This window comes from Pedococcus sp. P2_E5, assembly GCF_056403895.1.
Genome location: NZ_JBFUEP010000036.1, coordinates 27,919 through 49,421 on the forward strand (window position 1 = coordinate 27,919; position 21,503 = coordinate 49,421).

The following is a 21,503-nucleotide window of genomic DNA, read 5'->3' on the forward strand; positions in this document are numbered from 1 at the left end:
TGGCGCAACCCGGGACCAGGAGGCACGGACAGGGCGGTGCCCGGTTGGGGTCGTCCCGCCAGCGGTGTCGTCACGAGTCCACTCCACCACAGCGTGGCCACCTGTCGGTGGCGCGTCGTAGCGTCGGCACCATGAGCGCCCTCGAACTCGACCTGGCCCCGGGCCTGGTCGCACGGGTCGGCGGGATCTGCCTGTCCCTGCCCGAGTCCCACGAGCAGGACGCCTGGATCGGTGTGCGCTGGCGGATCAGGCAGCGGACCTTCGCCCACCTGGCGCGCATCGACCCGGCCGGGCGTTCGGTCTTCGGCCGGGCCGCCCGTGCCACCGGACCCATCGACGTCATCACCTTCCGCTCCTCCGGCGACGAGCTCGAGGCGCTGGTCGGTTCGGGCTTCCCGTTCTACAAGCCCGAGTGGAACCCCCAGGTCGTCGGGCTGGTCCTCACCACCGACGTCGACTGGGCAGAGGTCACCGAGCTGCTGACCGAGAGCTACTGCCTGATGGCGCCGCAGAAGCTCGCGAGACTCGTGGACCGCCCAGCGGGCTGAGAGCCGAGGGTGCGGCAGACTTGTGCCTCGTGACTTCCTCGGTGCCGGGCGCCTTCTGTCTTGTCCTGCACTCCCACCTCCCCTGGCTGCCCGGGCACGGCATCTGGCCGCTCGGTGAGGAGTGGCTGTTCCAGGCCTGGGCCGAGTCCTACGTTCCCCTGGTCGCCGAGCTGGACTCCCTTGCGGCAGAAGGTCATCGCGACGTCCTCACCCTCGGCGTCACTCCCGTGCTCGCCGCCCAGCTCGACCACCCCCGCATGCGGCAGGACACCCAGACCTGGGTCGGGCTGTGGCAACAGCGAGCCCGCGAGATGGGTTTCGACGGCGATCCACACCGTCGCGAGACGGCCGCGGTGGAGTATGCCGCTGCGAGCCGGGTCCAGGGGCTGCTCACCTCGCGGTGGCGTGCCGGGGGCTCCCCCGTGCTGCGCGCGCTCCGCGACGACGGCGTGGTCGAGCTGCTGGGCGGCCCGGCCGCGCACCCTCTGTTGCCGCTGCTCCAACCCGAGTTCGTCCAGGTCGCCCTCGAGTCGGGCCTGGCCGACAGTGCGTGGCGACACGGCGTCCGGCCCCACGGCATCTGGGCGCCGGAGTGCGCCTGGTCCCCGGCCCTGGCCTCCGCCTTCACCTCCGCCGGGATCAGCCACTTCGTCGTCGACGAGCAGACCGTCCGTGACGCCGGTGGACACCCGCACGGCGCCTGGCGAGTCAGCGGGAGCGACCTGGTGGCCGTCCCCCGCGACCTCGAGGTCACCAACCTCATCTGGTCCTCGCGCAGCGGCTACCCGGGCGCCGGGGCCTATCGCGACTTCCACGCCCGCGAGGAGTTCACCGGGATCCGGCTGTGGGCGATCACCGAGCCAGAGGTCGGGGTCGAGCACAAGTCGCCCTACGACCCGGTCTCGGCAGCGGCCCAGGTCGACGCCGACGTCGAGCACTTCGTCGCCGCAGTCCGTGCCAGGCTCGGCCACGCACACGAGGTGACCGGGGCTCCGGGACTGGTCGTCGCGGCATACGACACCGAGCTGTTCGGGCACTGGTGGCACGAAGGTCCGGCGTTCCTGGGCAAGGCGATCCGAGCCCTTCGGGCGGCCGGAGTCACCGTCACCACCCTCGAGAAGGCGATCGCTGCCGGGCACGTCGCCGGCGAGCTCGACCTCGGTCCCGGTTCCTGGGGAGCCGGCAAGGACTTCTCCGTGTGGGACGGTCCGGGGGTGCGGCAGATCGCCCACGAGAACGAGTGGCTGCAGCGGCGTTGGCTCGACCTCGTCGCCAGGGAGCGGGGCGCGGGTCGGCTGCAGACCCGCAGGCCAGACCTCGACCAGCTGCTCACGTCGCTGTTCCACGCACTGTCGAGCGACTGGGCGTTCCTGGTGACCCGCGGGCAGTCGGTCGACTACGCCCGGCGACGGGCCGAAGGGCACCGGCGCGACTTCCACCAGCTGGCCCAGCTCGTCGAGGACGGTCGCCGTGACGATGCCCGGGTTGAGGCCGCGCGGCTGGCGGCGCGGGACGCGACGTTCCCCTCGCTGGACGCCAGGCTCGCAGCTGCCGTCGTCGGCTGACCACGCTCGCCGGGCCCACCCGGGTGAACCTTCCTAGGTGCGCGTCCTGACGACCTTGCCGGGTATGCCGGCGACGACCGACCTCGGCGGGTACTCACCGCGCGCGACGGCGGAGGCCGCGACCACGCACTGGTCCCCGATGTCGACGCCCCGGGTGACGACGACCTTGGTGCCGAGCCAGACGTCGTCACCGATCCGGACCGGTGACTTCACGATGCCCTGGTCCTTGATCGGCACGTCGAGCGAGGTCGTCACGTGGTCGAAGTCGCAGATGTAGACGTCGTCGCCGAACAGGCAGGCCTGACCGACGGAGATGTCGATCCAGCAGTTGATGGTGTTGCGGATGCCGATGACCGACTTGGGTCCGACCCGCAGGGTCCCCTCGTGGGCCCGCAACCGTGCGTGCGCCCCGACGTGGGTGTAGGCGCCCACGACCAGCCTGCCGTAGCCCTCGCGCACCTCGAACCGGACGTCGGGACCGATGAAGCACGGCCCCTCGAACCGCAACGAGGGGTATCGGGCGCTGGCCCGGGCCATCCGCAGGTAGCTCAACAGGTGGTGGCGCGTGAAGGCGCGGTTGGCCATCGCCCAGCCCACCCAGCGAGCCCAGGCGAGGGGTCGGGGCAGCCCGAAGGGACCGTGCTCGGCCCGCTCGCCGTGGTCGGCGGGCGACATGTCCGCGTTGGCTGCCGAGGTCACGTGACTCGATTCCAGGTCGTGGCGAGGTCGAGCCGTCAGGGCTTCACGCCGGTGATGCCGACGTTGTAGAAGAACCGCGCGGGCACGGCCTTGGCGAGGACCCGGTCGACGGCCGACAGCCGCTTCCAGGAGCCGTACGCGAACATCGCCCAGCTCCACCCCAGCGCACCGGGCTTCACGGCCGCCTCGAAGGTCCGGATCGGCCACCCGGCGAAGGCCGCGGTGAGCTCCTCGGTCTGGGTGCGTACCCCGATGGCACCGGCTCGCAGGGCCGTCCGCGCCAGGTCGTCCGGGTCGAACGTGTGCAGGTCGACGACTGCCTCGAGCGCAGCGGCCCGGGACGACTCGTCGAGGGCTTCCTGGTCCTTGGCCCACTTCTCACGAAGGGGCGCCAGCTGTGTGACGGCCTTGGTCGCCTTCCACGTGAGGCTGCCGAGCCGGCGGGCATAACGGTCCCCCACCGTGGTCGGTTCGCCGGCGATGACGAACCGCCCGCCCGGCTTCAGCACGCGGAGGATCTCGCGGAACGCAGCCTCGACGTCGGGGATGTGGTGGATCACGGCGTGGCCGACGACGATGTCGAACGTGTTGTCGTCGTAGGGAATTCGCTCGGCGTCGGCGACCCTGCCCTCGACCGGGAATCCCAGCATCTCGGCGTTGGCCTTGGCTGCCTCGACCATCCCCGGCGACAGGTCGGTGACGTGCACCGCATCGAGGATGCCAGCCTGCTTGAGGTTGAGCGAGAAGAATCCCGTGCCCGCCCCGAGCTCGAGGGCCGTGGCATAGGGCAACGGATCGGGCGAGCCGGTGATGGCGTCGAACCGGTCGCGGGCGTACTCGATGCAGCGGCGGTCGAACGAGATCGACCACTTCTCGTCATAGGTCTGGGCTTCCCAGTCGTGGTAGAGCACCTGGGCCAGCTTGTTGTCGGCGTAGGCGGCGGCCACCTGCTCGGCCGTGGCAGCCTTGGCCGGGGCGGCCTTGGCCGGGGCGGCCTTGGTCGCGGCTGCCTCGGCCTTGGCCGCCTTGGTCGGGGGGGCCATCGCTCAGGCGCCCTCGAACTTCGCCTTGCCGGGGCCGTTCTCGACGAACGACTTCATCCCGATCTCACGGTCCTTGGTGGCGAACAGCGAGCTGAACAGCATCCGCTCGATCTCCAGACCGGTCTCGAGGTCGGTGTCCATCCCCCGGTCGATGGCCTCCTTGGCGGCGCGGATCGCGTAGGCGGGACCGCCGACGTACGGCGCAAGTCGCGCCTTCGCGGCGGCATACACGTCCTCGGCCTCGACGACCTCGTCGACGAGCCCGATCGCGAGCGCCTCGTCGGCGGACACGAAACGGCCGGAGAAGACGATCTCCTTGGCCTTGGCCGGCCCGACGAGGCGAGCCAGCCGCTGGGTGCCGCCGGCGCCGGGAATCACGCCGAGCAGGATCTCGGGCTGGCCGAGCTTGGCGTTCTTCGCGGCGACGCGGAAGTCGCACGCGAGGGCCACCTCGCAGCCACCGCCGAGGGCGTAGCCGGTGATGGCGGCGACCGTCGGCTTGGGGATCCTGGCGATGGTGCGGGTGAAGTCCTGGAGCGAGACGGAATGATCGGCCATGTCCGTGTAGGACATCCGCTCCATCTCCTTGATGTCCGCGCCGGCGGCGAAGACCTTCTCGCCGCCGTAGAGGATCACGCCCGACACGTCGCGACGCTGACCGGCCTCGATGGCCGCGGCCGACAGGGCGCTCTGCACCTCGGCGTTGAGCGCGTTCATCGGCGGACGGTTGATGCGGATCGTCGCGATGCCGCCCTCGACCTCGAGGGAGACGACGCTGGTGGAGGTGCCGTCGCTCATGCCGGGTCGCCCTCGGGAGCGGGCTGGCCTGCGTCGGGGCCGGAACCGTCCCCGCCGCCCATGATCCGCTCGTGCCACATCTGCACGCCGGCCAGGACGAGCTGGATCGAGACGTTGACGAGGGCAGGCACGTTGCTGGTCTGGTCGACGATGTGCTCGCTGGTGACCACCAGGGTGTCGTTGGCGAGGCCGGCCTTGACGACGTTCATCTGCAGCGTGATCTCGTTGCAGGTCGCCAGGCGGGTCAGCGGGTCGCTGGGGACGGTGTCGCTGATGGCCCACTGGCCGAAGAGGCGCATGATCTGGAAGTCGCCCTCGGTGCACCGCACGAACAGCTGCTGGTCCTGCACGGTGAAGGCGACATCGCCGTCGTTGTCCACGTTGGGCGCCAGTCCCTGGTCGATCAGGGCGTCCAGGACCCGACCGCGGAGCGGGTGCTCGTTCGCGGGCGGGGGGAAGTTGGGCAGCGAGGTGGGATCCGTCATGTGCCCAACCGTAACCACTGCCTAGGCTTGGGGCCATGTCGCATGCCCCGCGCCCGCGTGACCTTCCTCCCACCCTGGGCATGACCCTCGTCGAGGGCGGGGCGGAGTTCGCGGTCTACGCAGGTCACGCCGACTCGGTCGAGGTCTGCCTCTTCGACACCGACGACCCGGACGGCACCTCGGAGCGCCGGGTGCCGCTCACCGAGCGCACCCACGGCATCTGGTTCGGCTTCCTCCCCGGCGTCGTGGCCGGTCAGCGCTACGGCCTGCGCGCCGACGGACCGTGGCGCCCTGCAGAGGGCTTGCGCTACAACCCGGCCAAGGTGCTCCTCGACCCCTATGCGCGCGCCATCGAGGGTGACGTGTCGTGGACACCGGAGGTCTTCGCCCACCGCGTGGGTCACCGGCTCAAGGGCGACGACCTGGTCCAGAGCACGATGGACAGCGCCGGCGCGGTGCCGCGCTGCGTGGTCGTGGACGAGGGCTTCGACTGGGGCGGCGACGCGCCGCCGCACACGCCGCTGGCCGACACCGTGGTCTACGAGGCCCACGTGCGCAGCCTCACCATGCAGCACCCCGAGGTGCCCGAGCACCTCCGGGGCACGTATGCCGGGTTGTGCCACCCGTCCGTCATCGCCCACCTCAAGGCCCTGGGCGCCACCGCCGTGGAGCTGCTGCCGGTGCAGGCCTTCGCGTCCGAGCCCGAGGTGGTCCAGCGCGGGCTGACGAACTACTGGGGCTACAACACGCTGGGCTTCTTCGCCCCGCACGCGATGTACGCCTCGACCCCCGACCCGCAGGGTGCCCTCGACGAGTTCAAGGGCATGGTGCGACTGCTGCACTCCGAGGGGATCGAGGTCATCCTCGACGTCGTCTACAACCACACCGCCGAACAGTCCGGCCGCGCCGGGGCGTCGCTGTCGTGGCGCGGCCTGGACAACCGGGCCTACTACCGCTTGGACGAGCGCGGTCAGGACATCGACGTCACCGGCTGCGGCAACACCCTCGACCTGCGGCACGCGATGGTCTGCAAGATGGTGCTCGACTCCTTGCGGTACTGGGTCAACGAGTGCCACGTCGACGGCTTCCGGTTCGACCTCGCGGTGGCCCTCGGGCGCGGCCAGAACGACGACTACGACCCCAACCACCCGTTCCTCGTCGCGCTCCGCGTCGACCCGGTGCTGTCCCGCGTCAAGCTGATCGCCGAACCCTGGGACGTGGGCATGCACGGCTGGCGCACCGGCCAGTTCCCGCCGCCGTTCGCCGAGTGGAACGACCGGTTCCGCGACTCCGTGCGCACCTTCTGGCTCGACGACCTCAAGGCGCAGGCGGCCGGCCACCACCAGGGCCACGGCGTGCGCGAGCTCGCGACCCGGATGGCCGGGTCCCAGGACCTCTTCGGCTCCCGCGACCGCGGGCCCGTCGCGTCGGTGAACTTCGTCGCGGCGCACGACGGGTTCACCACCGCCGACCTCACCCGCTACAACGCCAAGCACAACGGCCCGAACGGCGAGGGCAACCGCGACGGCAGCGACAACAACCGTTCCTGGAACCACGGGGTCGAGGGACCGGAGACCGGCCCCGCCGAGCCGGACGTCGAGGAAGCCAGGCGCCGGTCGACGCGCAACCTGCTCGCGACGACGCTGCTCGCGACCGGAGTACCCATGCTCAACGCGGGCGACGAGTTCGGCCGCAGCCAGGGGGGCAACAACAACCCCTACTGCCAGGACAACGAGACGTCGTGGTTCGACTGGGGACTGGACGGGTGGCAGCAGGACCTCCTCGCCACCACGCGGTTCCTCACGCGCCTGCGCGCCGACCACCCGGTGCTCCGGCAGCGCACCTTCTTCACCGGTCGCGAGGTGCACGAGGACGGGTCGACCGATCTCGCGTGGTTCGGAGCCGACGGGGAGCTGATGGAGAACGGGCGGTGGGAGGACCCGTCCACCCGCACGCTGCAGATGCTGCTCAACGGCGCCTGGATCGGTCACGCATCGGTGCTCGTCGTGCTCCACGGCGGCCGCGATCCCGAGAAGGTGACGCTTCCCGAGGTACCCGGCCTCACGGCATACCAGCTGCTGTGGGACTCCACCGACGAGCGGCCCGGCCCTCCGGCTCCCCCGACCCCTCCGGGTCCGGTCGAGGTGGGCCCGACCTGCATCCAGGTCTACCGCGCGACCGACGCCACCTGACCTGGCCCCGATCCGTCCCGGCACGCCGGCAGCGGCGCGGCTAGTTCCAGGATCCCCCGTTGCCCCAGCCGGGACCTGGGCGCACGTTCGGCGGTTGGCCCTCCACACGCTCGTCCTGCCACTCCCCGTTGTCGCGGCCCCGTACCCGGTTGACCGCGCCGAGCACCAGCACCGCCAGGAAGGCCACCGCCCCCAGGCCGAACAAGCCATACAAGATGACTGCAAACATTCCCAAGACCTCCCCGTGACAAGCAGTCTGCCCGTCACCTGGAATCTACTCCCGCGGGGTCCCGTGAGAGTCGGAATCTCTGACGGAGGGTTATAGCACGTCCGTGAGCCAGGCAGGCCGAGGCGGAGTCCCTGGCGCAGGGACGCGATGACTAGCTCCTGAACAGCCAGCCAGGTGCCTGGAGGCCGAACTCGCTGCTGGTCAGGCCGCCGACACCCTCTGGCAGGCGTCCGAGGAGGGGTGCCTTGGCTGTGCGCGGCAGGTCGATGAGGTTCGACTGCTCGGCAAGGCCCGGATCCTCTGGATACGACCCGACCACGACCCCGAGCAGCGGGAGGTGTCGGGAGGCAAGGGCCTCGCCAGTGAGGGCGGTGTGGTTGAGGGTGCCGAGGCTCGGGCCCGCAACGAGGACGAACCCGACGCTGATTCCCTTGTAGCGCAACGCGGTTCCGATGTCGGCCAAGGTCCCTCCGCGACTGTCGAGGTGGACCAGCAGCCCGCCGGCGCCTTCCACGAGCACGACGTCGACCTCGCTGGCGAGGGCGGCAATGGACCGGGCGTGCTCGGCCACCTGTGGCAGGGTCGCCCCTTCCAGCCGGGCGGCAGTGTCCGGCGCCAGCGGCGCGTGCAGCCGGACGAACTCGTGGAAGGTGACACCCGGGTCCTCGCCGAGCAGGTGCTGCACGACCTGGAGGTCGCCGTCCTCGTCGGAGGTCACGCCCGTCTGCAGGGGCTTCACCACGGCCACGATGGCACCGCGTCTGCGCAGCATCACGGCGAGGGCAGCCGTCACCACGGTCTTCCCTACTCCGGTGCTGGTACCCGTGACGACGACGACCTTGGGCAGCGAGATCGGGTCAGGCGACGTCGGGTCAGTCGACATCGGATCAGTCATGGCGACATCGGATCAGTCATGGGCGACCAGTGCGCGCAGGACGTCGAGGGCATGGTCGAGGACCTCGGGGCCGTGGTCGGCGTGGGCGGTCAGCCGAAGCCGCGAGCTGCCGTCCGGTGTGGACGGTGGCCGGAAGCAGCCGATGCGCAGGCGGTGTTGCTCGGCGTGGGCGACTGCCGCGAGTGCTTCGGCAGGGCCCGGCATCGTGACTGACAGGACCGCCCCAGCGGGTGTGGCGACGCCACAGGCCGCGGCGAGCAGCGCCGAGTTCGCTCGTGCGGCGGCGGGCAGGCGGTCGTCCCCGGCCAAGACGTCGAGGGCGGCGAGGGCGGCGCCCGCGGCAGCCGGCGCGAGCCCTGTGTCGTAGATGAACGGCCGTGCCGTGTTGACGAGGTGTTCGCGCACGCCATCGTGGGCGAGGACCGCCCCGCCTTGGGCCGCAAGCGATTTCGACAATGTCACGGTCACCACGACGTGGTCTCGAGTGGCGATCCCGGCCTCTGCGGCACCGCCCTCTCCACGCTCCCCCACGACGCCGAGTCCGTGGGCGTCGTCGACCACGAGCACGGCGCCGAGCTCCTCGGCAAGGTCTGCCAGCGCGGCAAGAGGAGCCGCGTCCCCGAGGACCGAGTACACCGACTCCACCACGACGATCGCCCGTGGCTGCGTGCGGCCGGCAAGCAGCTCGCGAACGTGGGCGAGGTCGTTGTGGCGGCTGACGGCCACCGTGCCTCGGCTGAGGCGGGCGCCGTCGATGAGGGAGGCATGGGCATGGGCGTCGGAGACGATGAGGGTCTCGGGGTCGGCCAACGACGTGAGGACGGCGAGGTTGGCGTGGTAGCCCGTCGACAGCACGAGCGCCGAGCGTGCCCCGGTGAGGAGGCACAGCGCGTGCTCCAGCTCTTCGTGGATCTCGAGCGTGCCGGTGACGAGCCGGGACGCCCCGGCCCCACCGCCGTAGGTCTCCGCGGCAGCGACGGCACCCGCGATCACGGCCGGGTGTCGGCGCAGTCCCAGGTAGTCGTTGCCCGCCAGGTCGACCAGGTCACCGGACTTGAACGGCCTGACCTCGCGGCGAAGTCCCTTGCGGTCACGCTCGATGGCCCGGTCGGCCAGCCAGTCGAGGAAGCTGCTCACGCGTCCATCCTCTCAGCCGTGGACCGTGGCGACGGCCTGCACCATGGCGTCGCAGACGGTGGCCAGGTCTTCGGGGCTCGTGACGTAGGGGGGCATCGTGTAGACGAGATCGCGGAACGGTCGGATCCACACCCCCCGCGCCAGCGCGGCAGCCGTGAGCTCGGCCACGCGCGCCTGTGCGCGCAGCTGGATCACGCCCACCCCACCGAGGACGCGGACGTCGGCCACGGCGTCGAGGCCCTCGGCGGGCTCGAGGCCCGTGGCGAGTCCGGTCTCCAGGTGGCGCACCTGGGTGCTGAAGTCGTTGTCCTGCAACAGGTTGAGGCTGGCCAGCGCGACCGAGCAGGCCAACGGGTTGGCCATGAAGGTCGGCCCGTGCATGAGCGCGCCTCCGGCCAGCTCGCGGCTCACGCCCTCGGCCACCTCGTCGGTGCACAGGACTGCCGCCAGCGAGAGGTAACCGCCGGTCAGTGCCTTGCCGACGCACAGGATGTCCGGGACGACCGCGGCCCGCTCCATCGCGAACATGGTACCGGTGCGCCCGAAGCCGGTGGCGATCTCGTCGAGGATCACCAGGGCTCCGTGCTCGCGCGCCAGCTCGGCAAGGACCTGCACCACGTGGGGGCTGTGGAACCGCATCCCTCCGGCGCCCTGGAGCAGTGGCTCGACGATGACCGCGGCGACGTCGTGCGCGTGCGCCGCATAGAGCTCGCGGGTCTCGCGCTCCCAGGCGGCCATGACAGGGTCGTCGGCGGGGACGTCGATCCCGGCGGGCGGGAGGGGGGCGAAGACGTGCTCGGGCAGGATGCCGGTGAAGAGTGAGTGCATGCCCCCGACCGGGTCGGTCACCGACATCGGGGAGAAGGTGTCGCCGTGGTAGCCCCCACGGATCGTGAAGAAGCGCGTGCGTCGTGTGCCTGCGCCGACGTGGAACTGGAGGGCCATCTTCATCGCCACCTCCACGGACACCGAGCCCGAGTCGGCGAAGAAGACGCGCTGCAGGGTTTCCGGGGTGAGCGCCACGAGCCGTTCGCCCAACGCGATCGCCGGCTCATGGGTCAGGCCACCGAACATCACGTGGCTCATCCGGGAGAGCTGCGAACGGGCCGCGTCGTCGAGCTCGGGCACGGCGTAGCCGTGGATCGCACACCACCACGACGACATGGCGTCGATGGCCTCCAGAGCCGAGCCATCCGGCCTACGCAATGACAGCCGAACTCCCGACGCCGACTCCACGAGGTACGGCGCGGAGGCCGTCCCGGCGGACGAGTACGGGTGCCAGACATGGTCGCGGTCGAAAGCCATCAAGCGGTCGAGGTCAGCCATGGACGTCAGCTATCACTGCGGGTCTCTCCATGCACGGCGCACTGCGCCGACCACCCCCGAGGGAGGACCTGCACCTTCATCCGCCGTCGGCACTGACCGCAGAACCGGGGCGGCTCCAGCGCCAGCGCGCGGTCGCAGGCGGAGTGGTCCACCTCCTCGCGCGCGAGGCCGCAGCGGCCGCACCAAGGGTCCTCGCCCGGCATACCCGTCCCGCTCTCAGAACGTCTCGCTCAGCGCCTTGATCGGCATCTCGAGCTCCGCGAGCAGGCTGAGGTCCTCCTTCGGGTCGCGGCCCAGGGTCGTGAGGTAGTTGCCGACGATGACGGCGTTGATCCCACCGAGCAGGCCGTCTCGGGTGCCGAGGTCGCCGAGCGTGAGCTCGCGTCCGCCGGCATACCGCAGGATCGTGCGCGGCAGCGCGAGACGGAACGCGGCAATCGTGCGCAAGGCGTCGCCCGAGTCCATGACCGGCAGGTCACCGAAGGGAGTGCCGGGGCGCGGGTTGAGGAAGTTGAGCGGCACCTCGTGCGGGGCCAGCTCGCCCAGCTGGGCGGCCAGCTCGGCGCGCTGCTCGAGCGTCTCGCCCATGCCGACCAGCCCGCCGCAGCACAGCTCCATCCCGGATTCCTTGACCATGAGGCAGGTGTCCCAGCGCTCCTCGAACGAGTGCGTGGTCACGACCTGCGGGAAGAACGACCGCCCGGCTTCGAGGTTGTGGTTGTAGCGGTGCACGCCCATGTCGACCAGGTCGTCGACCTGGTCCTGGCTGAGCATGCCCAGGGAGGCGGCCACCTGGATGTCGACCTCGGCCTTGATCGCGGCCACACCTTCGCGCATCTGGGCCATCAGGCGGGCGTCGGGTCCACGCACCGCGGCGACGATGCAGAACTCGCTCGCCCCCGTGTCACGGGTCTGCCGCGCGGCGCGCACGAGCTCGGGGATGTCGAGCCACACGGAGCGCACCGGAGAGCTGAACTGGCCGGACTGGCTGCAGAAATGGCAGTCCTCCGGGCAACCGCCGGTCTTGATCGAGACGATGCCCTCGACCTCGACCTCGGGCCCGTTGAACTGCAGCCGGACCTCGTGGGCAAGCGCCAGGAGCTCCTCGAGCTGGTCGTCCGGGGTCCTCAGCACGTCGAGGATCTGGCCGTAGGTCAGGGGCTCACCGCGCTCGAGCACCTGCTCACGGGCGACCTGGAGGATCTCGCTGGCAACCGATTCCTCAATCGTCATGAGCCTGAGTCTGTCTCATGTTGGCGACTGTTGTGTGCCAGTCTCACGCGCCGAACGTGCATGGCGAACCTCACGTGCTGCCGTCACAGAGCAGCTGCTGGGTCGCGGTGGAGAGGACCCACTCGTAGTACCTGCGCTGGCTCCAGCGCCGCATGCGCCGCATCGTGCGGAACACACCGGGGGACGTGAGGGTGTACATGATGTCCGCGGCGTCCGCAGCGCCCAGGCCCGGCCGGAGCTCACCTCGGTCGTGGAACCGCTGTGCCAGCTTCAGGTTCAGCTCGTAGGCAGCCTGGTTGCCGCGGGTGACGGTGCGTGCCAGGCCTGGGTCGACGCCCGGCACGGAGTCGCCCATCAGGATGAGGTCGCCGGCACGGTTCATCAGGTCGGTCGCGCCCTTGAGGTGTGCGGCGAGCGCCTCGCGCGGGTCGTCCATCGAGCGAGCGGCGACCGCCTCGGGCCGGTCGACGGCCCGCACCCGGGACTCGTCACCCATCGTCAGCATGGCGATCGTGTGCCTGAGCAGGCCGAGCTTGGTGCCGAAGCCGTCATAGAGGGTCCGCTCACCGACACCTGCCCGGTCGGCCACGTCCTTGAGCGTCGTGCCCTGGAACCCGCGCTCGACGAAGAGCTCGAGCGCGGCGCGGCGGATGCGGGCCCGCGTCTCCTCCGCCGCCGCCGTGCGAGCTGGCGAGCGGTAATGCCTCTTGACAGGTTCGGCCACGAGGGTCACTCTAGCGGTAATTGACCGCAGTGCAACTGCACCGAAATGGAGAAGGACCGATGAGGGAAGCAGTGATTCGGGCGTTCAGCCCCTCCACCGGACCGCGCCGGATCGGCCTGGAGCTCGAGATGCACGTCCTCGGCACGCCGCGCATCGGTGACGACCTCGTCGAACGCGGCCACCCGTCATACGAACCCGGTGGCCAGCTCGAGCTCAGCCTGCCGCCGCAAACCTCCGTCGAGGCCCTGCTCCGGGAGGTCGACTGGAGCCTGCGCGCCGTGACCGGGAGCGCGCCCGTCGCCGGGGGTGCGGAGGTCGCGGAGGTCGCAGAGGTCGCCCTCACCGGCGTCGACCCCTGGCGCTCGCTGGCGCAGGTTCCCCTGGCGCTGCCGACGCCGCGATACCTCGCGATGCAGGAGCTGTTCGACCGCACCGGCGACTCCGGCCGGCGGATGATGCGGCTCACCGCCTCGTTGCAGGTCTGCGTGGACCTGCTGCCGGGCACCGCCGGTCGCGAGCAGTGGCTGGTCGCCAACCTCGCCGGGCCGGCGCTGGTCGCGGCCTACGGCGACTCTCTCGAGCGCACCCTGATCTGGCAGGGCATCGACCCGGCCAGGACGGGCTACGACGGCCGGCACCTCGACGTGCGGGACCCGATCGGCGCGTATGCCGCGTTCGCCCTGGCCGCCGAACGGTTGCCGATCCCGGAAGCCGAGGACGACCGGTACCACCTCGGCACGATCTTCCCGCCGGTCCGGCCCCGCGGCGGGTACCTGGAGCTGAGGTACCTCGACTCCCAGCGCCCGACGACCGAGCTGCTGGGCACCATCTGGGCGCTGCTGTACGACGAGCGGTTGCGTCGCGAGGCGCTCGAGCTGCTGTTACCCACGCTCTCGACGTACGGGGACCAGTGGCAGACGGCCGACCCCAGCCAGCTCCTGGACCTGGTCGGCACCCGGGAGGTGGCGGCATGAGGACCGTGTTCGTCGTCGACCCGCTCGACGGGCTCGACGCCTCCCTGGACACGAGCATCGGCCTGATGCACGCCGCGCAGGAGCTCGGCGTCGAGGTGTTGGTCACCGAGGCGCGACAGCTGGAGGTCGTCGACGGACGAGCCGTGGCGCGGGCTCGGGCGCTGAAGCTCGCGCCGTCCACTCCGGCGGCCGGGTGCCGCTGGACCGTGCCGGATCCCTGGTACGACGCCGGGCCCGAGGTGCTGGTGCGGCTGGAGGACGTGTCCGCGGTGTTCATGCGCCTCGAACCCCCGATCGACCTGGACTTCCTCGCGGCGACGTACGTGCTCGACCAGGTCGACCCCAGCGGCACGGCGATGGTCAACGCCCCCGGCGGCGTGCGGGCGTGCAGCGAACACCTCCTGGGCCTGTCCTTCCCGGACCTCGTGCCACCGACGGTCGTGACGGCGCACGGCGAGACGATCCGCTCCTTCCTGGCCGAGCACGAGCGCATCGTCGTCAAGCCGGTGGACGGGTTCAGCGGACGTGGTGTCTTCGTGCTGTCGCACCACGATCCGAACCTCGCGTCGATCATCGAGACCTCCACGTCAGGTGGGACTCGCACGGTGGTCGCCCAGCCCTACCTGGCGCAGGTCGAAGCCGGCAACAAGCGGATCTACGTGCTGGACGGGGTCGCCGTCGGTGCCAGCATCAGGCACCCCGTGCCGGGTGACTTCCGCATCGTCAGCCCCGACGGCCCGGCCGAGCTCACTCCTCGCGACCTCGAGATCGTCGACCGGCTCGCTCCCACCCTGCGCGCGCACGGCCTGCGGTGCGTGGGCCTCGACGTGATCGGCGACCACCTCATCGAGGTCAACGTCACCTCACCCGGGGCGCTGCGCAAGGCCGACGCCCTGCTGGGCACGACCTACTGCGCCGACCTGGTCTCGCACGTCCTCACCCACACCTCATGGAAGGAACCGTCATGACCACAGCCATCGTCTGCTCAGCCATCCTGGCCGCCGCGATCTTCGTCCTCGGCTTCAACGTCTCGCTGAACCGTGGCTACGCAGCCAAGCGCGGCGGCAGCCAGATGCCGACGGATCCCGCCGACCCACTGCTGATCGCGCAACGGGCGCACGGGAATGCGGCCGAGTACGTCCCGACCCTCATCGCCCTGTTCCTGCTCGTGGGATGGCTGTCGCCGGGGCCCTGGGCCTCCGCGCTCATCGTCGCCGCCACAGCGTCCCGCCTGCTGCACGCCTACTCGATGCTCAGGTCCACGACCCTCGCTTCGGAGTCTGCGCCACGCATGACCGGCGCCATGGGCACCTACGCGTTCGGGTTGGCCCTCGCGGTGACCGTCGGGGTCGCGGCGTTCTGACAGTCGCGGCGTTCTGACAGTCGCGGCGTTCTGACGGACGGCACTGACTGGACGCCCGACATTTTCGAAGGTGGGTGCCGCTTCCAGCGTCACCTTCTCAGAGCTGCAGGATCCTCGCCGAGACCTCGTATGCCGCGGCCACACCCTTTGCGTCATGCAGGTCCCCGGGTGCCTCCAGGGCTGCGAGCGCATGCGCCCGCACCGCGGAGCCCGGATCCGCGGCAACGAGGTCGAGGCACAGCCCAGCGACGACGGCGTTGGCGTCGTGCTCGTCGAGCCCATCGAGGGCCAGGCCGTTGTAGAGCAACGTCGCCGCCTCCAGGAACACCTCCCGAGCCATCTCGAGGTCCACCTCCGGACGAGCCTGGGCTACTGCCTCTGCGGTGGCCAGGAGCTGGTCGAACGGCGGGTCCACGGCGCTGGGCTGCATGGCGAGAGCCTCTCAGGGCGCCCTCCTGACGACAACCGAATATGTGCCCGTCGGCGGGCCAAGGCTGAGGCAGTCAGTGGGCCAAGGCTGAGTCAGTCAGTGGACCAAGGCGGAGGGCAGTCAGTGGGCGCGGCGGGTCACGCCCCCTGCCCGCTGACGATGAGGAGCATGCCTGCTGAAACCAGGACAGCGACGCCGAGGCACCTGAGGGCGAATCGCGCCTGGGTCCTTGACCTCGCAGAGCTGCTGGGTTCATTCAGGGCCATGAGCGCCAATCCGCCGGAGACCGCTCCCCCCGTGATCGTGAGGGCAATGGCCAGGGGCAGGTGGTCATTGAACAGCCACTGGGAGAATGCGGTCTGGATTTCCATGGCAGCGACGGACCAGAGCGCGATGATCGCGAGCGTGGCGGTGAGGGCGAGGGCGGCCGCGGATCGAGCGACGCCGGCGCGAGCGGAGGATTCGCCGTGCGTCATGGCCGAACCAACCGACGTGGCCGGACCGCCAGGTAGACGGTGTTGGTCGACTGTCCGCCCGTGAGCGGGTTGGGGAACGGCACCACATGGGCGTCGGCGCGCTCGAAGGCCTCGCCCATGCGCCGCACCACCTCGGGCTCGGGCGGCTCGTCCGACCACAGCGCGAACGCCCCGTCGTCGGTGATCATGGCGGCGACCCGGGCGAAGCCCTCGACCGTGTAGAGGTCACCGTGGTCGTCACGCAGCAGCCAGTCGGGTGCATGGTCGATGTCCACCAGCACGGCGTCGTAGGTGCGGTCGGCGCGGCCCGCGCGCACCACGTCGAAGAAGTCGTCGTTCACCAGGCGCACCCGCTGATCCGCTGCCAGCCCGACGGTGTCGGGCAGCAGGTCGCGCTCGTGCCACGAGATGACCATCGGCAGGGCCTCGACCACGGTCAGCTCGATGACCCGGTCGTCCTCGAGCGCTGCCGCGGCGGTGTAGCCGAGTCCCAGCCCGCCCACCAGGACGGTCAGCGAGGCGCCGGTGACCGCCGCGAGGCCGATCCGCGCCAGCTCCCGCTCACCCGCGGTGAACTGGCTGGACATGAGGAAGTCGTCCCCGAGCTTGACCTCGTACACGTCCCGCTCCGTGACGCGGTCCCAGCGCTGGCGAAGGCTGATCTCCCCCCACGGGGTGGTGCCCCAGTCGAGCTCCTGGATCCTCACCCACCGAGACTAGTGCCCCTGTGGGCGTGCCACGGTCAGCCCTCCTTGTTCGCCTTGAGGTCGTACTTGAAGTGGATTCCGGCCTCCAGCGATCCATCTGCCTTCTGCGGCTTGTACTCGAGGTCGACCTTGGCGAACGCGAGCCCGACGCTCTCCATCGTGGCGTCCCCCTCGGCGCTGACGCTCGTGGAGACGCTCGTCACGAGGAGGTCCGTCATCGTGATGATGAGGTACTCCTGCTGGCCCTTGCCGGCCTTGCGCAGGGTGATCGTCGCGTCCTTGAGGTGCTGCCCCGTGGCGCACGCCTTCATCAGGAGCGGCGAGGCCTTGTCGACGTGGTGGGCGAAGGTGAAGTCGTGGAAGCTCGCCTTGCCTGCACCACCCCCTCCGCCGTGTCCTGTGGTGCCGGACTGGGACACGCCCCACGACCACGACAGGACCTCGATCTCGTCCTTGTGCTTGGCATCGCGGGACTCGCCCTTGATCGTGCCGATCCTGGCGAAGATCGAGCTGGCCATGACACCGTCTCCTTGGCTGGGCTCCTGGACCACCCCAAGGTCGACCCGTCGGTCTTCTGGTGTCAACCTCGGCCGCCGATCGGATATCGGAATGCGAGATCAGGTGCTGAACCCGACGACGACATCCGCACCCGTCGACTCCACGAGGTCCACAGTCAGTCGTCCGCAGGGCAGCTCTGGTCCAGCCATCCGACGACCTCTGGTGCAGGGGGAGGCAGCTGGCCCAGTGGCTCCGTGCCGGACAGATTCCGCAACTGGGCCACCAGTGCGAGGGCGTTTTCGACCGGGCGGTCGGGGACGTCGAGATCGGCGTCGTCGACGATCTTGACTTGAAGTCGCCCGGTGAACAGGTGGAGCTGGCCGCTGATCACGGCGGTCGGCACCGACAGCCGTGGCTCGAGCCGCGCACAGGGGAAACCGGTCGGCAACTGCTCCCATTCCTGGGTGCTGACAGAGATCGGGTCGCCGCAGTATCCCTCGACCCCGGGGTCGCAAGGGCCGTAGTTGGCCTCGATGATGAGCAGTGGTCCCTGGTTGTCGATCCAGGCGATCCCGTCAAAATCGTGACCCGCCGCTGTCGGCCCGAGGTAGTACGCGATCCGCCCTGCGGCGGCCAGCTCGGCGGCAACTCGCGGCAGCTGATCAGGAGGTACGCCCGCCACCAAGTCACCCTCGTTTCGGGCGATCTCGTCGCCCCGAGGCGCCGAGCCGCATGCGAACAGGGTCAACGTCAGCACCCCGATGGCCGCGCGCGCCACGTACCGCGCTGAGGGGCAGCGGGAGCGGGGCAGGGACCGGGAGCGGGAGAGGGAGCGGGCGGCTCGGTGGCGAAACATGAGGGCTCCCAGGGGTCGTTCAGGTCTGTGGCGGGTGGGCGGGCTCTGGCCGTGGGTCGGCCCTCGTCAGCTGATGGTGGCGAGTGCCTGCCGCAGCTGCGCAGGGGTTGGTGCCGAGTCGTAGCTGACCTTCACTGTCCCGTCCGGCCCGACGAACGCGATGGCCAGCTCGTTGGACAGGCCCAGGGCGTTGCGCAGCTCGGGTGTCGGGGCGTTGGCGATCGGCAGGGTGACGCCGGGCGGGACCAGCGGGAACCCTGGTTTGCCCTTCTCGCCCACCTGGACCGCGAGCACGGGGGGCGTCCTGCCCTTGCCTGTCATCTCTTGGAGGGCCTTGAGGGCGGACAGGCAGCCAGGGCAGGAGTCGGGCGAGTCCCAGTAGGTGTCTGAGTTGAAGAAGGCGAGGACGTAGGAGTGTCCGCCGTACGCGGCCGAGGTTGCCGTCCCGCCGGTGAGCAGCTCGAGGCTGAAGGGCGGCACCTTGTCAGTGCCTGCCGCCGATGGCTTGCGCGCAGCAACAACGGTGGCTCTCGAACCCGATGGAGGAGTTGTGGAGAAGGTCGCAGCATCCGTCTGCGGACGCAGTGTGAAGGTTGCTGCGTGCAGGGCCCCGGTCTCCAGGAGCACTCCGGTGTCCTTGTCGAACCAGTAGTCGGAGCTGAAGCCGTCCTGCTGAGCGGTGGCGACGGTCGCGCAGCGGTATCCGACCGCGTCTCGCTTCAGGATGGTGCGGCCTCGATCACGGGCGTCGCAGGTCGTCCCCGTGGCCGGTCCAATCAGCTCGCGTGACCACAGGCCCAGGCCACTCCAGGCGTCGGGGTGTTCCTGTACTGCCTCATAGAGGACGTACTGCGGATCGCTCATCGAGCCGAAGGTGAGCAGTCTGGACCCGTCCCAGGTCTGCTTCATCACCTCTTCAGGGTCCTTGGCGTCGGGGTCGGTGAACATGGAGATGGTGACGTGCACCCCCAGTCCGGAGGCAGCGATGACCTCCATCTCGACTCGTCCCGAGGATTCACCCCCCTCGCCTCCTGCATCCTGCACGAAGGTGACCTCGGCGGCCGACGTCGAAGGGGCCTTGGTGGCAGTGGTGGGCGCCTCGTCCTTCGCGGTAGGGCTCTGGGCGACCGGCGTGTTGGCGTCTGACCCTGCGCACGCCGTCATGGTCGTCCCGATGAAGGCCACCGTGAACCCCATGCTGGCCAGCCTCGCTCCTCGACGCGCCCACCTGGTCGGGCTCCGCGGCGCGTCGTTCCCTGGTGAGTGCAGCATCTCTCTTCGCCTTCCGGGTGGGGCTTCAACAGTCTCGCCAACAGCCGTTCCCGTCATCCTCCCCAGGGTCTCGACTTCGTCAGCTGTTGGGCCACAGCTGTGGACCCCAGGGCGACCCCTGCGCCGCGGCTGCAGATGGGCGACGATTGGCCCATGGAACACGGCGACCGCCACACCCGAGTCGTGAGGCTCCTGGGCCTGGGGTTTGCACTGCTCTTCACTGCATCGTCGACCGCCTTGCTCGGGGACCTGGTTGGCGCGTTCGCGGATGCCGCTCCATCCTTCGCCTATTTCGACAGCACGGTCGACCGGCTGCGGCATGCTGCGGGCGGATATCTGCTGACACTCTCGGGGCTGCTCTTCATCGCCTTCGTCGTACGCATGACGCAGTCCCTCGACGCTCCGGGCTCTGGCAGCACAGAGAACCTCGTGGCGCGTCTGACTGCAACAGCCTTCGCAGCGCTTGCCGGTCTGGCTGCGGCGGCGTTCGCGACGGTCTCACTCAGCGTCGAATTCGGTCGACTCACCGGCGACCCGGGCATCGAACAGGGACGCGAGCTCCTACCGCAGCTCGGATATGTCGTGATGTTCGTACCGGCTGCGCTCTGCGCGGGGGTCACCATCCTCCTGCTGGCTCGAGCGTCGGCGCGGACGAGGCAGCTGCCTGGATGGATGTGTGTTGCCGGGTACGTCGTCGCGTCGGCGCAGCTGTTCAGCCTCTACACGTTGCCCCTGCTCCTCGTACCGCTGTGGGTGCTGGGCGCGGGCCTGAGCCTTCGTGATTCGCCCTGAGGACGGACGTTCGCGATGACGTTCACGAGGGGATCTTGCGCGTGAACGTGAGGTGGGTGACGCCGCTGGGGGACGAGACCGCCTCGATGTCGTAGGCATCCTCGAGGGATTCCAGACCATCCCAGATCCGGACACCTCGCCCGAGCACGATCGGGGCCTGGACGAGATGCATGTGGTCGACGAGGCCGGCGACGAGAAAGTCGCGCACGACGGTGGCCCCTCCGCCGATCCGGACGTCCTGCCCGTCGGCTGCCTCGCGGGCGACCTCGAGCGCCTCGGCCGGAGTGGCGTCGAGGAAGTGGAACGTGGTGCCACCCTCCATCTCCAGCGAGGACCGCGGATGGTGAGTGAGAACGAAGGTCGGTGTGTGGAACGGCGGGTTCGGCCCCCACCAGCCCTTCCAGTCCGGATCGTCCCGCCAACCCGGCGGACCGAACTTGTTGGCACCCATGATCTCGGCGCCGACGCCGGGACTGTGGCGCTCAGCGAAGGCGTTGTCGACGCCGACGGTGCCGCCGCTCGCGTCCCAGAACCGGGTGGCGAACATCCACTCGTGCAGTCGCTCGCCCGCATGACCGAACGGCGCCTCGGCGGACTGCGGCTCGCCGGTGGCGAAGCCGTCGAGGGAGATGGAGAAGTTGTGGATCCGTGTGAGTGACATCGGCGCCTCCTCGGTGCTCGGCGACGGTAGCCGATGCCAGGGCCGCGCGACCAGAGACTTCGCTCACTCGTCAGCGGGAGCGGCACCCTGACGACCGCTCGTTCGCCCCGGTGTGACGCGCGCCCTGTCGACCTGCAGCCCCGCCGGCGGGCAGGCCAGCGGGCATGCCGGCGGGCCCGCCGGGTGTGGCGGGCTGTGGGGCTAGGTCATGGTCGCCAGGGTGGGGCCCCTGCCGCGCCCTCGACGGCGCTCTGCCCGGCGGCGGCTGTCTCCAGCTCGCCCCACACGTCGTAGGTCCTGATCGCCGGCGGCTCTGCGAAGCCGGAACCCCCGCCCGCGCCCGCGCTCGATAGCTCCGCGAGCCAGTGGTCGTAGGCGCCGGCGGTCAGGTCCCACCGGACCCGCCCGTCGACGAGTTCGGCATGGTAGCCCTTGCGGTGCACGATCGTGTGGTGCCGCCCGCACAACAGGGCGGCGTTCCCCAGGTCGGTGGCACCGCCGTCGGCCCAGTGCCGCAGATGATGACCGTCGCACCAGGACGCCGGCACCGTGCAGTCCGGGAAGGTGCACCCGCCGTCACGCAGCCACAACGCCCGCAGC

The 21,503-nt window shown here is 70.1% G+C and carries 26 protein-coding genes; 7 read left to right on the forward strand and 19 right to left on the reverse strand.

Annotated features, from left to right (window positions below; genetic code table 11):
* The first annotated feature begins 131 nt into the window (after positions 1–131).
* Together AC1DVZ_RS13410 and AC1DVZ_RS13415 are read left to right on the forward strand one after the other, a co-directional pair.
* Positions 132–548, forward strand: coding sequence for an MmcQ/YjbR family DNA-binding protein (locus AC1DVZ_RS13410; protein WP_477618696.1), 417 nt, complete (start codon positions 132–134; stop codon positions 546–548).
* A 29-nt stretch (positions 549–577) separates the two neighbouring features.
* Positions 578–2,113 (forward strand): 1,4-alpha-glucan branching protein domain-containing protein, encoded by a 1,536-nt coding sequence (locus tag AC1DVZ_RS13415; protein WP_477618697.1) that lies wholly within the window; start codon positions 578–580, stop codon positions 2,111–2,113.
* A gap of 33 nt (positions 2,114–2,146) precedes the next feature.
* On the opposite strand, the gene AC1DVZ_RS13420 is transcribed toward AC1DVZ_RS13415, so the two are convergent.
* Genes AC1DVZ_RS13420 through AC1DVZ_RS13435 form a run of 4 tightly spaced genes read right to left on the reverse strand, consistent with a single transcriptional unit; the run spans position 2,147 to position 5,138 of the window.
* Positions 2,147–2,812: an acyltransferase gene (locus tag AC1DVZ_RS13420; RefSeq protein WP_477618698.1), complete on the reverse strand. Its 666-nt coding sequence runs from the start codon at positions 2,810–2,812 to the stop codon at positions 2,147–2,149.
* Positions 2,813–2,847: 35 nt separating this feature from the next.
* Positions 2,848–3,855 carry a class I SAM-dependent methyltransferase gene (locus tag AC1DVZ_RS13425; RefSeq protein WP_477618699.1) on the reverse strand — a complete coding sequence of 336 codons (1,008 nt, stop codon included), beginning with the start codon at positions 3,853–3,855 and terminating at the stop codon, positions 2,848–2,850.
* A 3-nt stretch (positions 3,856–3,858) separates the two neighbouring features.
* Positions 3,859–4,653, reverse strand: a complete 795-nt coding sequence (locus tag AC1DVZ_RS13430; protein ID WP_477618700.1) for an enoyl-CoA hydratase/isomerase family protein — start codon at positions 4,651–4,653, stop codon at positions 3,859–3,861.
* Positions 4,650–5,138: a T3SS (YopN, CesT) and YbjN peptide-binding chaperone 1 gene (locus AC1DVZ_RS13435; RefSeq protein ID WP_477618701.1), complete on the reverse strand. Its 489-nt coding sequence runs from the start codon at positions 5,136–5,138 to the stop codon at positions 4,650–4,652. Before AC1DVZ_RS13435 ends, AC1DVZ_RS13430 begins: the two co-directional genes overlap by 4 nt.
* A gap of 35 nt (positions 5,139–5,173) precedes the next feature.
* Between AC1DVZ_RS13435 and glgX the strand changes: the two genes are divergently transcribed.
* Positions 5,174–7,330, forward strand: coding sequence for a glycogen debranching protein GlgX (gene glgX / locus AC1DVZ_RS13440; protein ID WP_477618702.1), 2,157 nt, complete (start codon positions 5,174–5,176; stop codon positions 7,328–7,330).
* 40 nt (positions 7,331–7,370) lie between these two features.
* Here the strand turns inward: glgX and AC1DVZ_RS13445 are convergent, their stop codons facing one another.
* From AC1DVZ_RS13445 to AC1DVZ_RS13475, 7 genes are all read right to left on the reverse strand, one after another.
* The gene (locus AC1DVZ_RS13445) at positions 7,371–7,559 is read right to left on the reverse strand and encodes a hypothetical protein (protein WP_477618703.1); all 189 of its coding nucleotides are present in this window, start codon (positions 7,557–7,559) and stop codon (positions 7,371–7,373) included.
* A 151-nt stretch (positions 7,560–7,710) separates the two neighbouring features.
* Complete coding sequence (gene bioD / locus AC1DVZ_RS13450; RefSeq protein ID WP_477618704.1) at positions 7,711–8,454, reverse strand: dethiobiotin synthase; 744 nt, start codon at positions 8,452–8,454, stop codon at positions 7,711–7,713.
* A gap of 12 nt (positions 8,455–8,466) precedes the next feature.
* Positions 8,467–9,591 (reverse strand): aminotransferase class I/II-fold pyridoxal phosphate-dependent enzyme, encoded by a 1,125-nt coding sequence (locus tag AC1DVZ_RS13455; RefSeq protein WP_477618705.1) that lies wholly within the window; start codon positions 9,589–9,591, stop codon positions 8,467–8,469.
* A 12-nt stretch (positions 9,592–9,603) separates the two neighbouring features.
* Positions 9,604–10,917, reverse strand: a complete 1,314-nt coding sequence (locus AC1DVZ_RS13460) for an adenosylmethionine--8-amino-7-oxononanoate transaminase (protein WP_477618706.1) — start codon at positions 10,915–10,917, stop codon at positions 9,604–9,606.
* A gap of 5 nt (positions 10,918–10,922) precedes the next feature.
* Positions 10,923–11,120, reverse strand: coding sequence for a biotin synthase auxiliary protein BsaP (bsaP, locus tag AC1DVZ_RS13465; RefSeq protein ID WP_477618707.1), 198 nt, complete (start codon positions 11,118–11,120; stop codon positions 10,923–10,925).
* A gap of 13 nt (positions 11,121–11,133) precedes the next feature.
* Entirely contained in the window at positions 11,134–12,150 is a 1,017-nt protein-coding gene (gene bioB, locus AC1DVZ_RS13470; protein ID WP_477618708.1) for a biotin synthase BioB, read from the reverse strand.
* Between the two features lie 70 nt (positions 12,151–12,220).
* Positions 12,221–12,874 carry a TetR/AcrR family transcriptional regulator gene (locus AC1DVZ_RS13475; protein ID WP_477618709.1) on the reverse strand — a complete coding sequence of 218 codons (654 nt, stop codon included), beginning with the start codon at positions 12,872–12,874 and terminating at the stop codon, positions 12,221–12,223.
* A gap of 59 nt (positions 12,875–12,933) precedes the next feature.
* Between AC1DVZ_RS13475 and AC1DVZ_RS13480 the strand changes: the two genes are divergently transcribed.
* From AC1DVZ_RS13480 to AC1DVZ_RS13490, 3 genes are read left to right on the forward strand one after another with little or no spacing between them, the layout of a single operon-like run.
* A complete protein-coding gene (locus tag AC1DVZ_RS13480; protein ID WP_477618710.1) occupies positions 12,934–13,848 on the forward strand; it encodes a glutamate-cysteine ligase family protein in 915 nt (304 codons plus the stop codon).
* The gene (gshB, locus tag AC1DVZ_RS13485; RefSeq protein WP_477618711.1) at positions 13,845–14,816 is read left to right on the forward strand and encodes a glutathione synthase; all 972 of its coding nucleotides are present in this window, start codon (positions 13,845–13,847) and stop codon (positions 14,814–14,816) included. The genes AC1DVZ_RS13480 and gshB overlap by 4 nt, the downstream gene beginning before the upstream one ends.
* Positions 14,813–15,211: an MAPEG family protein gene (locus tag AC1DVZ_RS13490; protein ID WP_477618712.1), complete on the forward strand. Its 399-nt coding sequence runs from the start codon at positions 14,813–14,815 to the stop codon at positions 15,209–15,211. Before gshB ends, AC1DVZ_RS13490 begins: the two co-directional genes overlap by 4 nt.
* 97 nt (positions 15,212–15,308) lie before the next feature.
* Here AC1DVZ_RS13490 and AC1DVZ_RS13495 read toward each other — a convergent pair whose 3' ends face one another.
* From AC1DVZ_RS13495 to AC1DVZ_RS13520, 6 genes are all read right to left on the reverse strand, one after another.
* Positions 15,309–15,641, reverse strand: a complete 333-nt coding sequence (locus AC1DVZ_RS13495) for a hypothetical protein (RefSeq protein ID WP_477618713.1) — start codon at positions 15,639–15,641, stop codon at positions 15,309–15,311.
* Between the two features lie 137 nt (positions 15,642–15,778).
* A complete protein-coding gene (locus AC1DVZ_RS13500; RefSeq protein WP_477618714.1) occupies positions 15,779–16,117 on the reverse strand; it encodes a hypothetical protein in 339 nt (112 codons plus the stop codon).
* Positions 16,114–16,824 carry a spermidine synthase gene (locus AC1DVZ_RS13505; RefSeq protein WP_477618715.1) on the reverse strand — a complete coding sequence of 237 codons (711 nt, stop codon included), beginning with the start codon at positions 16,822–16,824 and terminating at the stop codon, positions 16,114–16,116. Before AC1DVZ_RS13505 ends, AC1DVZ_RS13500 begins: the two co-directional genes overlap by 4 nt.
* A 35-nt stretch (positions 16,825–16,859) precedes the next feature.
* Positions 16,860–17,342, reverse strand: a complete 483-nt coding sequence (locus AC1DVZ_RS13510) for an Hcp family type VI secretion system effector (protein WP_477618716.1) — start codon at positions 17,340–17,342, stop codon at positions 16,860–16,862.
* A 155-nt stretch (positions 17,343–17,497) separates the two neighbouring features.
* Positions 17,498–18,100 (reverse strand): hypothetical protein, encoded by a 603-nt coding sequence (locus tag AC1DVZ_RS13515; RefSeq protein ID WP_477618717.1) that lies wholly within the window; start codon positions 18,098–18,100, stop codon positions 17,498–17,500.
* Between the two features lie 144 nt (positions 18,101–18,244).
* Positions 18,245–19,375 (reverse strand): hypothetical protein, encoded by a 1,131-nt coding sequence (locus AC1DVZ_RS13520; protein WP_477618718.1) that lies wholly within the window; start codon positions 19,373–19,375, stop codon positions 18,245–18,247.
* Positions 19,376–19,603: 228 nt separating this feature from the next.
* Here AC1DVZ_RS13520 and AC1DVZ_RS13525 point away from each other — a divergent pair, with 228 nt between their 5' ends.
* On the forward strand, positions 19,604–20,242 hold the full coding sequence (locus tag AC1DVZ_RS13525; protein ID WP_477618719.1) for a hypothetical protein: 639 nt from the start codon (positions 19,604–19,606) through the stop codon (positions 20,240–20,242).
* Positions 20,243–20,264: 22 nt separating this feature from the next.
* Here AC1DVZ_RS13525 and AC1DVZ_RS13530 read toward each other — a convergent pair whose 3' ends face one another.
* Positions 20,265–20,903, reverse strand: coding sequence for a dihydrofolate reductase family protein (locus AC1DVZ_RS13530; protein WP_477618720.1), 639 nt, complete (start codon positions 20,901–20,903; stop codon positions 20,265–20,267).
* Positions 20,904–21,109: 206 nt separating this feature from the next.
* The coding region (locus AC1DVZ_RS13535) for an HNH endonuclease signature motif containing protein (RefSeq protein WP_477618721.1) at positions 21,110–21,503 on the reverse strand (394 nt) is incomplete at its 5' end.

Bases quoted from the DNA above. Each gene is read 5' to 3' on its own strand.
- AC1DVZ_RS13410 (WP_477618696.1), top strand. From the start codon at position 132: ATGAGCGCCCTCGAACTCGACCTGGCCCCGGGCCTGGTCGCACGGGTC.
- AC1DVZ_RS13425 (WP_477618699.1), bottom strand. From the start codon at position 3,855: ATGGCCCCCCCGACCAAGGCGGCCAAGGCCGAGGCAGCCGCGACCAAG.
- AC1DVZ_RS13430 (WP_477618700.1), bottom strand. From the start codon at position 4,653: ATGAGCGACGGCACCTCCACCAGCGTCGTCTCCCTCGAGGTCGAGGGC.
- AC1DVZ_RS13435 (WP_477618701.1), bottom strand. From the start codon at position 5,138: ATGACGGATCCCACCTCGCTGCCCAACTTCCCCCCGCCCGCGAACGAG.
- glgX (WP_477618702.1), top strand. From the start codon at position 5,174: ATGTCGCATGCCCCGCGCCCGCGTGACCTTCCTCCCACCCTGGGCATG.
- AC1DVZ_RS13445 (WP_477618703.1), bottom strand. From the start codon at position 7,559: ATGTTTGCAGTCATCTTGTATGGCTTGTTCGGCCTGGGGGCGGTGGCC.
- bioD (WP_477618704.1), bottom strand. From the start codon at position 8,454: ATGACTGATCCGATGTCGACTGACCCGACGTCGCCTGACCCGATCTCG.
- AC1DVZ_RS13460 (WP_477618706.1), bottom strand. From the start codon at position 10,917: ATGGCTGACCTCGACCGCTTGATGGCTTTCGACCGCGACCATGTCTGG.
- bsaP (WP_477618707.1), bottom strand. From the start codon at position 11,120: ATGCCGGGCGAGGACCCTTGGTGCGGCCGCTGCGGCCTCGCGCGCGAG.
- bioB (WP_477618708.1), bottom strand. From the start codon at position 12,150: ATGACGATTGAGGAATCGGTTGCCAGCGAGATCCTCCAGGTCGCCCGT.
- AC1DVZ_RS13480 (WP_477618710.1), top strand. From the start codon at position 12,934: ATGAGGGAAGCAGTGATTCGGGCGTTCAGCCCCTCCACCGGACCGCGC.
- gshB (WP_477618711.1), top strand. From the start codon at position 13,845: ATGAGGACCGTGTTCGTCGTCGACCCGCTCGACGGGCTCGACGCCTCC.
- AC1DVZ_RS13490 (WP_477618712.1), top strand. From the start codon at position 14,813: ATGACCACAGCCATCGTCTGCTCAGCCATCCTGGCCGCCGCGATCTTC.
- AC1DVZ_RS13495 (WP_477618713.1), bottom strand. From the start codon at position 15,641: ATGCAGCCCAGCGCCGTGGACCCGCCGTTCGACCAGCTCCTGGCCACC.
- AC1DVZ_RS13500 (WP_477618714.1), bottom strand. From the start codon at position 16,117: ATGACGCACGGCGAATCCTCCGCTCGCGCCGGCGTCGCTCGATCCGCG.
- AC1DVZ_RS13510 (WP_477618716.1), bottom strand. From the start codon at position 17,342: ATGGCCAGCTCGATCTTCGCCAGGATCGGCACGATCAAGGGCGAGTCC.
- AC1DVZ_RS13520 (WP_477618718.1), bottom strand. From the start codon at position 19,375: ATGGGGTTCACGGTGGCCTTCATCGGGACGACCATGACGGCGTGCGCA.
- AC1DVZ_RS13525 (WP_477618719.1), top strand. From the start codon at position 19,604: ATGGAACACGGCGACCGCCACACCCGAGTCGTGAGGCTCCTGGGCCTG.
- AC1DVZ_RS13530 (WP_477618720.1), bottom strand. From the start codon at position 20,903: ATGTCACTCACACGGATCCACAACTTCTCCATCTCCCTCGACGGCTTC.